The 12,599-nt window shown below is 42.7% G+C and carries 11 protein-coding genes and 2 pseudogenes; 9 read left to right on the top strand and 4 right to left on the bottom strand.

Going from position 1 to position 12,599, the window contains the following annotated elements:
• The first annotated feature begins 340 nt into the window (after positions 1–340).
• Positions 341–1,210, top strand: a complete 870-nt coding sequence (locus GC093_RS22400) for an AraC family transcriptional regulator (protein ID WP_171654119.1) — start codon at positions 341–343, stop codon at positions 1,208–1,210.
• An 896-nt stretch (positions 1,211–2,106) separates the two neighbouring features.
• Here the strand turns inward: GC093_RS22400 and GC093_RS36960 are convergent.
• Positions 2,107–2,187, bottom strand: a pseudogene (locus tag GC093_RS36960) (VOC family protein); the annotation flags it as partial.
• A 271-nt stretch (positions 2,188–2,458) separates the two neighbouring features.
• On the opposite strand from GC093_RS36960, the pseudogene GC093_RS22395 reads away from it, so the two are divergent.
• Positions 2,459–2,743, top strand: a pseudogene (locus GC093_RS22395) (epimerase); the annotation flags it as partial.
• A gap of 32 nt (positions 2,744–2,775) precedes the next feature.
• A complete protein-coding gene (locus GC093_RS22390; RefSeq protein WP_216624758.1) occupies positions 2,776–3,327 on the top strand; it encodes an SRPBCC family protein in 552 nt (183 codons plus the stop codon).
• A gap of 182 nt (positions 3,328–3,509) precedes the next feature.
• Here the strand turns inward: GC093_RS22390 and GC093_RS22385 are convergent, their stop codons facing one another.
• The gene (locus GC093_RS22385; RefSeq protein ID WP_171654118.1) at positions 3,510–4,055 is read right to left on the bottom strand and encodes a DoxX family protein; all 546 of its coding nucleotides are present in this window, start codon (positions 4,053–4,055) and stop codon (positions 3,510–3,512) included.
• Positions 4,056–4,874: 819 nt separating this feature from the next.
• On the opposite strand from GC093_RS22385, the gene GC093_RS22380 reads away from it, so the two are divergent.
• The 5 genes from GC093_RS22380 (at position 4,875) to GC093_RS22360 (ending at position 10,057) form a co-directional block, all read left to right on the top strand.
• Positions 4,875–5,465, top strand: coding sequence for an RNA polymerase sigma factor (locus GC093_RS22380; protein ID WP_312886593.1), 591 nt, complete (start codon positions 4,875–4,877; stop codon positions 5,463–5,465).
• A complete protein-coding gene (locus GC093_RS22375) occupies positions 5,443–7,149 on the top strand; it encodes a DUF4179 domain-containing protein (protein WP_171654117.1) in 1,707 nt (568 codons plus the stop codon). The genes GC093_RS22380 and GC093_RS22375 overlap by 23 nt, the downstream gene beginning before the upstream one ends.
• Positions 7,150–8,303: 1,154 nt before the next feature.
• Positions 8,304–8,558, top strand: coding sequence for an RNA polymerase sigma factor (locus tag GC093_RS36955; RefSeq protein WP_171654116.1), 255 nt, complete (start codon positions 8,304–8,306; stop codon positions 8,556–8,558).
• A 3-nt stretch (positions 8,559–8,561) separates the two neighbouring features.
• Positions 8,562–9,227 carry a VOC family protein gene (locus tag GC093_RS22365; RefSeq protein ID WP_171654115.1) on the top strand — a complete coding sequence of 222 codons (666 nt, stop codon included), beginning with the start codon at positions 8,562–8,564 and terminating at the stop codon, positions 9,225–9,227.
• A gap of 203 nt (positions 9,228–9,430) precedes the next feature.
• Positions 9,431–10,057 (top strand): NUDIX hydrolase, encoded by a 627-nt coding sequence (locus tag GC093_RS22360; protein WP_171654114.1) that lies wholly within the window; start codon positions 9,431–9,433, stop codon positions 10,055–10,057.
• 629 nt (positions 10,058–10,686) lie between these two features.
• Here the strand turns inward: GC093_RS22360 and GC093_RS22355 are convergent.
• Complete coding sequence (locus tag GC093_RS22355; RefSeq protein ID WP_171654113.1) at positions 10,687–10,896, bottom strand: alpha/beta-type small acid-soluble spore protein; 210 nt, start codon at positions 10,894–10,896, stop codon at positions 10,687–10,689.
• Positions 10,897–11,105: 209 nt separating this feature from the next.
• Here GC093_RS22355 and GC093_RS22350 point away from each other — a divergent pair, with 209 nt between their 5' ends.
• Positions 11,106–11,759 (top strand): M48 family metallopeptidase, encoded by a 654-nt coding sequence (locus GC093_RS22350; RefSeq protein ID WP_171654112.1) that lies wholly within the window; start codon positions 11,106–11,108, stop codon positions 11,757–11,759.
• Positions 11,760–12,132: 373 nt separating this feature from the next.
• Here GC093_RS22350 and GC093_RS36950 read toward each other — a convergent pair whose 3' ends face one another.
• Entirely contained in the window at positions 12,133–12,363 is a 231-nt protein-coding gene (locus tag GC093_RS36950) for a UTRA domain-containing protein (protein WP_376768673.1), read from the bottom strand.
• Positions 12,364–12,599: the final 236 nt, after the last annotated feature.

The raw sequence follows: 12,599 nt of genomic DNA, 5'->3' as shown, positions 1-12,599 counted from the left end.
CCTTTATAACACAAATAATTGAAAAGGCTAAAATTGATACAAGTAAAGGAAAATGACTATTAGGTTGAACTAACGGGAAACGTTAGTGAAAAAACAATGAGTAGTCTGCCGCGGCAGCTACTCATTGTTTTTTCTGTTACTCTACAGCAAGTTTTCCGTGTACCCAATCCTACGGATTTGCCAGCCAACTTCAAAGAGACAACACAGGAGCACACGGCATTCCTACCAGACTTGTCTGCTGTTCACTGAGCTGAGATAGACCCTACAGGATTGTGCACTAAATGTCGGGAAGGGAATTACCTTCTCTGCTATGCTTTGAGTAACGAGGGGAGGCGATATCATGGATATGCTGGCGCAACTGAACAAAGCTTTAAGCTATATTGAGGAGAATCTTACTGATCGTGTGGACTATAAGGAGGCAGCGAAAATTGCCTGCTGTTCGGAATATCATTTTACACGGATGTTCTCATTCCTTGCAGGCATTACTCTGTCGGAATACATCCGCCGAAGACGCCTAACTTTGGCAGCACTCGAGCTAAGTCACAGTGACATCAAGATCATCGATGCTGCGATGAAATACGGATATACCTCGCCGGATTCCTTTACTAGGGCTTTCCAAAGCATGCATGGGATTACTCCCTCGGAAGCCCGGATCCATGGACAGTCCCTCAAAGCCTTCCCGCGGATGACGTTTCAACTGACTATCAAAGGAGGAAGTGAAATGAACTACCGAATTGAAGACAAAGAGGCTTTTCGCATCGTGGGGATCAAAAAAAGAGTGCCAATAGTATTTCAAGGGGTGAATCCGGAGATTGCGTCAATGTTTGAAGGACTCACCCCAGAAATGATTGATAAGATTAAGGGCTTTTCGAATGTACAACCTTCAGGACTAATCAGTGCTTCCACGAATTTCAGTGAAGGGCGGATGGAGGAGAAAGGAGAGCTCGATCATTACATCGGGGCGGCCACAACGAAAGATGGAGATGGCTTCGCCAAGCTGGAGGTGCAAGCCTCTACATGGGCTGTATTCACAGCCGTCGGCCCTTTTTCGAGTGCGCTTCAAGAGATCTGGGGACGCATTTATTCCGAATGGTTTCCGTCCTCGGAATATGAGCTAAGCGAAGGGCCGGAAATGCTCTGGAATGAGCACAAAGATGTAGCATCGCCGCAATTTAAAAGCGAAATATGGATACCTATTAAAAAGAAATAAGCAGCGTTTGCCTTCTTTTTCAAGTTGAGAGCGCAATTCTTTTCAGTAATGACTTTTTCTGGCTCTATGCCACAACCAGTGCTTGACGACTTCATTGACTGTCCATTCAGCGGACCTGATTTTGTCGATTTTTCCTTATATATGGCTCTAATACGATGTTTTTCATCGTATTAGAGCCATTATTTTGAGCTTTTAGATCTGTAACGATGTTTTTGATCGTTACAGATCTAGCCATTGTCTTGAGCTTCATCATCAAGCGCTGATTTTGAAGTTGAGCCAAATTTTTTAGTGGTTATATAAATACCACCTGTTTTAACTAAATAACTTGACTGTTGCAAAAATATTGCTGTCGATGGCCACTACTGTGTTGTCACTGCCCACGTTGTAAGCGAAGGCACTTCCTATGCTTGGGACTTCCGTTCTTATTACCGTGAAGCGTATTGCGATGAGCACGACCTGTCATTTAAAAGCAAGAACGATCTTGCCCTCGAGATGATCGAAGCCTTTCCGTCTACGCAGGATGAACAGGTTTACGTTCTCGAGGGTAGCTGGTATACCATTGAAAAAGTCATCAATGCCTGCAATCGCAAGGGATTTCATCTCATCGCCGCCGTAAAGACGAACCAGCTTATCTGTTTCAGCGGCGTCACAATTTCTATGACTGATTTCGCTGTCCAGTACCTTCGCAAGTCTGACCTACGCTCCGTTACGGTGGAAAGTCAGGGGACGTACTGAGTTTATGAATATGAAGGTTCATTAAGCGAAATGGAAAACGTTTGTTGTCTGGAAAGATGAATATGCGGAATCGAGCAAACCGCAGGTTTGTCTCCCTTGAAACCAGTGAAACCAGATATCGCTATTTCAAAGAGCTGCTAGGCTTTGAACCTATCAGTTGCTAATATACTTCCGAATCGATCACCTGAAACAAAGTTCATAACCGGTTCCCTTACTTTTGCTCCTCTTGATACCGCGTTTTCAATTTAAAGGAGGAGTAAAAATGACTGAAAACATAAAATATACGGCAGTATCAGGTAAATATACAAAGAATGGTACACCCCCCTACTTTTCGTAGCCGGTTTCTGGTCCGTCTCGAGTTTATCTGGAGAAGCGGCCCAGAATCCGTTCTACCCGAAAGCTGCGGATCTCATTCCTTAGGTGCTTGCTGAACAACATCCGTTCATAGTTCAGGCGTACTTTTCGCGCGAATACAGCGTTGTTGAAGCAGGTCCAGCAGGTTATGGACGGACGGGGCTTATATCGGGGCGAGAGATTGTACGGATTGCGCAAAAGGCAAGCGGCCAAGTTAAACCGGTCATTCCCTTGAAAAAATTAGGTTTATCGTTGATTGGTATGAGCGTGCCCGTGATGAAAGAAATCATCGATATGCTTTATTTAACCGAAGAGCCGCTGACGCTAAGTGGAGAAAAATACAAACGGTTTATCGGACCGATCACCGCGACGCCGTTCCTGGAAGGTATTACCGCGACTGTGATGGCATTACAGGAGAGTAAGGCATCTTATGTACAAAAGTAATTAATTAATCAATAAATAAGGGGATGGATAGGATGAATAGATCATTCAAGTTAAAAACATTCACGATGAGCTTTCTTTTACTGATAATCGTTCTGATGGGTGGGATCATTTTTGCTAGTTGCTTTGATAATTCCCAACGGGCTAGCATTGATGTCGACCGAAACGCCCAGGTCATAGTCGACCTTTCTATCGAAATCGATGCTCCACAGGAAACTGTATGGCGGATACAGACTGGTATTGATCAGTGGCCAGCTTGGCAGAAAAACGTCGCCCAGGCACAGTTATCCGGTCCAATTGCTGTGGGCAGCGCCTTCCAGTGGCAGACGCAAGGGCTATCCATCGTCTCTACCATCCGTGAGGTCGACCCCATGAGACGCATCGTTTTTGGGGGGCCAGCACAAGGCATTGATGGCGTCCACGTATGGACCATCACTCCCACCGCCAAAGGAGTCGTCGTGCATACAACTGAGTCCTGGGACGGTCCACCGGTAGCAGCTGACCCCGATGGCATGCGCGAGGCACTAACGTCCTCGCTCAATGCCTGGCTTGCCGACCTCAAGAAGACTGCCGAGACGGCCAACTAATAAGTATCCTTTATTAATGGAAGAGGCCGACAGACACCTATCACTATATCCTCCAATAGTTTGAGGATAGGTACGACCCGAATAGGAATGATAAATCGATGAATTTATTACGGGAAGATAGTTCAATATAAATTCAAAAAGGATCCGCTGCGGCGGATCCTTTTTGAATTGTTTTGCTGTGGTTAGGCATGTGCTTGCGTATGATTTGTACCCGTTCCTGCTGTGCGGTTAGTGTTGTCATTTTTATGTGTGAATAGTTTGCGTAGGTACGGCATCAGGTAGTGGTCTAAACCGAATCTGCCGGTGTTTGCGCCTGCCATGAACAAGATCCCGCCGATAAGAATGAACCATGGGTTCGTGTTTACGGTACCCGCGAACATGAACATGAAGTTCATGAGAAGTCCGAAGAATGCTGCCGCGGTAGTCAAAACACCAAGAATTAAACCGAGACCAACTAAGAATTCGCCGAGTGGAATCACGAAATTAATTATTTTAACATTCGGCAAAGCAAACTGTTGTATGAATGCGGTAAAGGTCGGGTAAACAAGTTCATTGGTTGCTTTGTCGATTACCGGTTTAGTGACCGCGTTATTTAAAAATCCTTCGGCAGCAAATCCGCCGGTTAACTTTTGCCATCCGTGAGTGAGCCATTCATATCCGAAATACAATCTTACGAAAAGCAGAATAACTGCTGCATATTTATTTTCTCTAAGCCATTTTCCTAACATGATAATCATCTCCTAAATTTCATTGGTGAAATTTTTCACATAATGTACTAAAAAATAAGCTTTATCTATTTCAGCCAAGAAAGGGATCGTTTTTGTTTTTTCATGGCATATCTTCCTTTCGTCTTAGAAATGTTTACTTCCCCTCTACACCTATAATGTACCATATACTAAAGTTTTTTCATGTGATTAAAATCACAAAGTATTAAATTGTTTCAGTCTGGATTAACCCTTAAAACCGCGGGATAGGTAGATTAGTTAGGATCAATGCGGAAAAACGTATTACAAAAGGGAGTAGTTCAATAGAATAGCGGTAGTCAGGGGACTTTGTTTTGACGTCCATAGCTACCGTTACTTGTAGGGGGAAAAGAATAAGTTTAATGTATTACGTTTTTTTATGGCAACCGGCGGATCATCCATTCTCCATTACTGTCGGTTCCAGCTTCCTCAGGTTCTTGTAGGATCGTCATAACGGCGCTCGGCGACGTCACCGTGAGCAACGAATCGGTCCGTGTGAAGTGGATCTCGCGGAAATGCGTGGAACTGTTTATTTATCTATTGCTTTACCGCGGTAAACGAATTCCCCGTTTTAGGCTTGTTAAGGATATTTTTGGTTGGATGCACCAAGCTAATGCGGAGAGATACTTGAATACGACTGTCTATAAATTTTTTGTTCATCGACAAAGACCGCGAAGGCTTGATGCTGCGTGGTTTTTTATGTATTCAGCTGCACAGAAATCATCGGCAAAGATTTATCTCACGTGTGAGAGTTTCTCGATTGTTTCTCGTCTATATAGTATAGAACTCCAAGGAGGCTTTGTAGTGGAGGAATGTGTAGATAGAAATGAGAAAAATTATGAAAAGCAACAGATTCTTCGTGTACTTGAAGGCCATAAGGAGGATTACGCCTTTCTGGTGAACCGATACAAAAATAAAATATACGGAGTATTGCGGGGAATGGGAGCCGATCACCAGGACGCCCAAGATTTGACTCAGGAGACCTTTATTAAGGCTTATCGCAAGCTAGCTTCGCATGACCCAAGTAAAAGTTTTGCCGCATGGTTATATACAATCGCTGCCAACCTACTGAAGGATCTCTGGAGAAAAACACGTCAAACGGAACGGCTAGCCGATCCACCTACGGATCCTTCAGTCGGCTATGACCCGGAAGAGACTCTGCTGCAGACAGAGCATCGAACGGAGCTTCAGATCCTAATCCATCAGCTTCCTCCCAATTATCGTATAGTGCTGCTGCTCCGCTATACGAACGATTTGAGCTATGAAGAAATAAGCGAAGTATTGGATGTTCCATTGAACAAAATCCAAAATGACCTTTATAGGGCAAAAAAGAGATTAAAACAAATGATAACCATCGAGGAGGTGAGGAACGATGCATTGCTTAAGTCCCGTTGAGATGGAACAATACATATTGGACGATCCTACGTTCCATAAACAGCAAGTGGCCGAGCATATCGTAACTTGCCTCCGCTGCCGATCGCTTTATCAGGAACAACTGGAAGAGCAAGCACTGTGGTCCCAAGAACTGTTTGAAAAAGCCTTGCCCGATTCGTTTACCACCAAAGTAATGGCTGCGCTTGAGCAAGAAGAGTTGGTGTTTGATGATAAGAAAGATCCAATGATAGGGACTATGGCAGCAATAAATATGGAGCAAAATGAAGGTGGCAGTATAGCTGTGAAAGTCAGCAAAACTCCATCTACCTTAGTCGAAAAAGGCTTGTTTCATCGAAAAGGTGCAATCTTTTGGAAGCTAACGCTTGGAGTAGCTTCGCTATTGATTCTTTTTAGCACTGTTATTTTGTATTCCGTGCCAACGTTAGCGGAGACGCTCCGTTCCTTATTTACGCATAATAACATCGATATTGGGCTTCTTCGGGCACAAGAGTTCGGTCTGGTGGAGCATCCAAACATTAAGGTAAAGGATAATGGCTACACCGTTATGATAAACGAAGCGGTAGCAGACCCAACCCGAGTGGTAGTGGCACTGCAGTTGTTCGGACCGGATGGAAAGCATGACAGAAATCGGTTGGTCTTTGGTCCGGAGAACAGCATAAAGATTAAAGACGATCAGGGAAAAATCGTTGGAAATATGTCCGATATAGGGGCGACGAACGATTTTTACTATCTCGTAGCCTTCTTCTCAGAACCCCTTCAAACCGACCGAATTACGATAGAAGGCAATCTTACTCAGCTGGGCAATAAAGGCGTAAATATTCCCATTCAAAAAGGGAGATGGAATTTCGATTTTTCCGTCGATATGAAGGAAGCTAATAAAAAGACAACCATTACTCCGCTGAAGGGAAGCTATACTGCTCCGGACGGAATGACGATTCGCTTGAAGCGGTTGACCCGGATGGTGCAGGGTGTTCGCTTAGAACTCGACACCGAACTCAGTGAGGAAGCGCTAGCCCGTTCTCCCGGCGAATTATGGAAGCAGCAAGGCTTGAAGTTTCATTTAGAGGACATGCAGGGAGGGGTGATTCAAAGCGTTAACGCGAGAAAAGTAGCACCGGGTTTTGTAATGACCCAGTCCCATCACCCTGGGGACAAGCCCGGTTTGATGCATTGGAGTTATACGTTTGAATATTTGCCACGGGACAGCCCCTACACCTTCGTATTTGATGGTTATTTCGTCTCCGAGCGTGACGATGCTTCGGTCCAGTTTGAGCCGTCCAAGCTAAAAGTTCAACCGGTTCCTTTTCGTTCTGATGGTGATGAACTCATGTTAAGAGATTTCACTGTAGAATCCCCGCCGAATACGAATGGAGAAGAAGTGGAGGGTGCCTTGCATCTAGACGGAAAGCTGCGGAATGAGTATTCGCAAAGCGAATGGAGGTTAAAAGCACTCAATGGCAAAGAGTATACAATCTCTATGCGCGGCGCTTCGACAACAGAAGGAGCTTCTGGATGGAAAGACGGTTATATTCAACTCGGCGGACCGAATTTAGGTGGTCTATTTGAATTCCGCGCTCAGGGCCTTACGGAGATACCGGATCGGCTTCAGCTGACTCGGACGGTAGTGGATCGGCTGTATACTAATGTGGATTGGTCTGTACCTATAAAGGAAGATAGCAAATAGAACATGGAATGAAGTCCAAATATACTTGGATAAAAGAAAGGCAGCACTCTAAAGTTATTTCACAGTTTAGCGCACTCAATAAAGGGTATCTGATTGTCTGTACAACGAAGGAGCTGCGGCAGCGCAGTTCTTTTTCATGTTTACACAGAAATAACAGTTTTTACAACTTCGGGAAATTAGGTAAGGGCCCAATCCGAAGGATTCATTCCTACATACATTATATTAGCCCACTTTAGAAAAGGAGTGACATCGAATGTCCTTTATGCCACCATCCGGCCCGCCGCATGGCCCACAACACGGCCCACAACATGGCCCGCCGCATGGCCCACAACACGGACCGCAACATGGCCCGCAACACGGCCCACAACATGGACCAACATTCCCACCCCCACATTTTGAACCAACCATTTCTGCTTTTGCTGTTGACCCCCGATCTATTTCACGTTGCTTGTATCGAAACACCTTTGTTTGGCTTAATAATGGGAGCCGCTTCTGGTTTTACCCAACTTTTGTCGGACGCGTTTCGGTTTCAGGTTTTAGGTGGACCGGTAGGTTTTGGGTGATCTTTGGAATTAATTTAAGAGAGATCAACTCATTTTCATGCTTTTAAATTTTCTTCTCAATTTCAGTTTAACCTCAAATCAGTGCTTGACCTCCTGTGATCATCAGCCTGCATAAGCCTGCAAATATGCAGTTATTATCTATCGAAATTTGCTTGTGAGAGGAAAGAACTGCAAAAGTACAGAAATTTAATGTAAAATGGTCCAGTTTTAGTTAATAATGAAAAAGAGATGCATATTTGCATGAATTCACCAAGACTTCCGATAAAACGGCCAAAAGGCTGTATAGATGCAGGATTTGAGGGTAGGTAATAGCTCAAATAATGTCTTGTGTGCTGTCATTGCCGTTCGTAAGGTCTTGTCAAGCGCTGAGCTGGGTAAAGAGCCGAAGTCGAGTGATTTCGTCAAGCACTGATTTCCGTTCTGAGCCTCAATTTCTGCTCAATGAATTTCATCAGAAGGCTACCGATAGCACCGGATCGGTAGCCTTCTTTCGTTAACAGTAGATTAACTGGATAAGTATGGAGGAAAAATTTGTATGTTAACGAATACTTATTAACTATGAATAAATTTTAATGTACAGGATGAAGAAGAGTGAGTGAAGAGTTGAGGTGGATCCACGCAATTCGAGCAGGGGATTTGGATTCGTATCGTATTATCGTGGTTCAGTATAAAAGTGCAGTTTATTCAGTAGCCTACGGTGTCCTGGGTGATTATCACTTAGCTGAAGACGCGTCACAGGAAACCTTCCTGCAAGCATTTTTGCGGAAGCGACGGGTTTTTCGATTATGTAGTCTCTATAGGATTGGGAGCGAAAATAAGCCCTATAATTTTCTAGAAGGAGCGTAAAAAATGAAAGATCAATCGGTATACATACTGAATGACCAAATGGAGATCCAGCACCAGCCAAACATTCCAAGTATCAGCCGAATTATTGTCGCGACTATTCCAGTTCGGGATGTTGAACAAGCAAGGATGTGGTATTCATTGCATCTTGGAATTGATTTCGACGCACGCAAGCTACACGCAGGTAATTTGAATATTGGATTTTCTAAGGTAGAAAATCATGTTCCTTCTACGCATTCAATTTTCATTTGGGAAACATCAGATCTTGCACATGCATACCAAGCTATGAAAGATAATGGAGTTACGCTTCATGGGGATATTAATTGGAATTGTCGTTATTTTGTCTTTGCTGATTTGGACGGAAACCGTATGACCATGTGGCAGCAGGATGAGGAAGCGATTTTTCGGTTGTCTCAAGTACAAACTGCTCAGGAGCTTCATGAGGTTATCCAAAGAGCTCTTTACTGTAGAAATAATTACGGAAGAACCTGGTCTGCATTCGAAGAAGAACTACTGCTATGCAAAAATATTCGCAGCAGAAAGATCATTTTGAATGGCTGGAGCGACCTTGAATCAGTTCTTCCAGAAGAGGCGCGAATGCTTAAAGAAAGCGTACAACGACATAATGCCAATTATCCGTCTCATGAATGGGTTCTTGAAGCGAGAAGTTGAATAGAGGGTAGTACCCTTATTTGTTCGGCCATTATAAACGTGGATACAAAAGGACTTAAAGGTCGTGGCCTGAATCCGCGCCCTCCAACGCACAAGCGTATAGATTTCCGCAATATATTTGGATAAGCAAAGTGAACGGCTCGTTAATTTTGTTATGATTGATGGTCGCAATAAGATGAATGTAGCCTATGGGGGAATTAATAATGGAAAATGAGGTATTCAAAATATTTGATGATAATAGAAACCCAATTGGTATAGCTACTAGAAATGAAGTTCATAGAATCGGGCACTGGCATGAAACCTTCCACTGCTGGTTTATTTGCAAAGAAGCAGGTGAGGATTTTATTTATTTGCAGATTCGAAGTGATACAAAAAAAGACTATCCATCCCTGTTTGATATTACAGCCGCCGGACATATCTTAGCTCATGAAACGATAGAAGACGGAGTCAGGGAAGTTAGAGAAGAAGTGGGTATTGATGTATCGATAACAGAACTTATATCATTAGGTGTAATTAATTATTGTGTGACAAGAGAAGAGCTCATTGATAAAGAGTTCGCTCACGTTTATCTGTATGAATCAAGCCATTCTTTTCATGATTTTACGTTGCAAAAAGAAGAAGTAGCAGGAATTTTGAGGGCTAAGTTTAGTGATTTTCACGCACTTTATCTAAATGATAAAGATGAAATACATGTCGAAGGTTTCGTATTGGATGATGTTGGGGATAGGGTGTTTTTTAATGAACATGTAGGGAAAGATCGATTTGTTCCGCATGAATCATCCTATTATAGGAATGTATTAAATTCGATTTTTAATTATTTACAAGCGTGACCTCAAAAAGTAAAAATTCGTCCTTAAAAAGGTTGAAATTGTGTACAGAAAGCTCGGAGTAAACAATCAAATACAAGCGCTACAGCGTGCCAAAGAATTAATGACGGTACTAGGAGTACCCCTATTTAAATCGTGTTACCCCCCATATGGGGGATTTTTTTTTTGTTGAAATAGTCTTAAAGTAGGAGGGAGTAGCACTAGAGGTGAATCACAATGCCCAGTTTGCGGTATTTGTTATAGGCGAAGTGGCTCCGACAGACACTAAACTGAATAGTGTATTTCTGGATATTTCTGGATGTTGCGAGGCTGCTAACTGTTTTGCTGAAAATGTTGGCACAAAGAGCGAGTAAAATAAAGGACGGAATGATATGCCCCATTACTATTTTAGTGAAATTTGGACACCGTTTAAATTCGTAGGAATTCGTCTGTTTAGGGATGATAATATGGACTTATGGATCAAGTTTTGGAATATGAGAAGACGCCGGATTCGGAAATAATAGGTTTCGGCATTTGATCAAAATTTAAGCGCCCATATCAAATTTGGGAAGAATGACGAATAAGACTTACACCACTCTCTTAAGAACAAGAGTGATGTAAGTCTTTTGCATATCTAAATTGGGAGGGATGGATCAGCGTTTGAAGCTCGAAAGATTCTGCTCTGCAATCTGAACTAGACGTCTTGTAATATTGCCACCAATTGCTCCTGCATCTCGTGTAGCAAGGTTGCCATTGTAACCGGTTGGAGATAATTGAATACCTAACTCTTGGGCCACTTCATACTTCAGTTGATTGATTGCTGCCTGTGCTTGTTGTACGACTAAAGAATTATTGTTTGCCATTTGGTAGTCACTCCTTTTCATTGGTGTACTAGTAGTATTCGATGAAATAACTGGGTTATACATGGTAAATTAGGGGAGTATCACGAAGAAAAAGAAATTTTTCTGAATGCTGCGGTAAAAGAGTTGTGATTAATCAGGAGTTTATTTTTTGTTAAAAATGAAATAAGGTATAAGAGTTAGATTTATTTTTTACAGAAGCGATGGTGGATATGAAAATTCAATTTGAAAATACCAGCATAGAGTTTAATGTTCAATATGGAAATAGAAAGAAGCTTTCAATTCATATAGACTCTTTAGGTTTCATAACAGTAAAAGCCCCAAATGATACAAGTAAGGAAATTATAATAAGCGCTGTGGAGCATCATGGGAAATGGATACTGGAGAAATCACAAAACATTGCGAAGGCTCGAGAAATCCCTAAGGCAAGAGAATATCAGGATCAAGGAAAGTTCCTTCATCTTGGGAAAGAGTATTATCTGCATGAGCTGATAGAGACGGGGGAATTGAATGAAGAGGAGCTTAAAAAAAATCTCAAGAAGTTCTATTTCTTAAGCTGCAAGAAGATTATAGGAGATCGAATATCTGGATATCAATTACAGCTGAAGGTTAAACCCAAAACCATTGATATAGTAGAGTCCAGTACCAAGTGGGGAAGCTGCAGCTCGGATAAAAAGTTGACCTTTAATTATCGTCTGGCAATGGCTCCAATTGAAGTGATAGATTATGTAATCATCCATGAACTATGTCATCTGCTTCATATGAATCATGATCGATCATTTTGGAGACGAGTAGGAAGTATTATGCCGGATTATAAGGAAAAGCAAGATTTCTTAGCAAGGCATGGGCAGTCTATGACACTTTAAAATTTTTTGGATTAAGCTGTACGGTGAGGGAAACATAGGATGATCAGGTAAACCAGTAAGTATGTAAGCTTCTGGCGATACTGCTTCATCCACGGAAATGGGGCGCAATAGAGGAAGTATTTGTTCCCCTATTGCCTGGAAAGCACAAAAAACAGAGAGATAACGGAACAGCAAGTTCCTTTATCTCTCTGTTTTTTCGTGTAGAGCCGCTATTTGCCGAGAATAGCGGAACTACGACTTCCGCTATCGCTCCAAATTGGAGGTCACAGATTGATTAACGGAACTCTCAGTTCCGTTAAAATCCGTCAGGGCTTATAGCGGCATCGCCACTATCTGTATAAAAAGCAACCTCTGATCGTGGAGTAAGCCAATGTCATTTTAAAGCAAGCCTTGATGGTGCAAGAATGTGAGCTGCTAAGCGAAGCCTTTCCAGTCGAAACACGGCATCTTGCTTAGCAATATTCAACATTTTGGCCAAATGCTTGTCGGCGGAAATAACGTTAAGCTGAACGACCTTCGTCTCTACTTGTAGACCAAGTTCCCTGAGATATTCCCTATAGCTGCGATATGGAGCTACAGATTCTTCGACCTTGGGGAGAGATATGAAGATACCCTTTCCTTGTTAAATATGCCCTTCTAATTTCAATTGGTTTAAAGCAAGACGAATCGTCGTCCGGCCAACCCCAAAGCAACGCTGGGTCCATCTCGGAGGAATGGTAAACCTGGATGGAACCGTTACTATTAACGTGAAGCATTTTACCAAGTTTGCCGTTTATGACCATCAACCAACAGCATTCAAGGATTTGGCGGGATTGTAATTCCCACAGGAAAAAATGCCAC

This window comes from Paenibacillus foliorum (assembly GCF_013141765.1).
In the GTDB taxonomy this organism is placed as follows: Bacteria; Bacillota; Bacilli; order Paenibacillales; family NBRC-103111; genus Paenibacillus_S; species Paenibacillus_S foliorum.
Note: the sequence above shows the minus strand (reverse complement) of the source record. Positions and strands in the feature narration are given on the sequence as shown.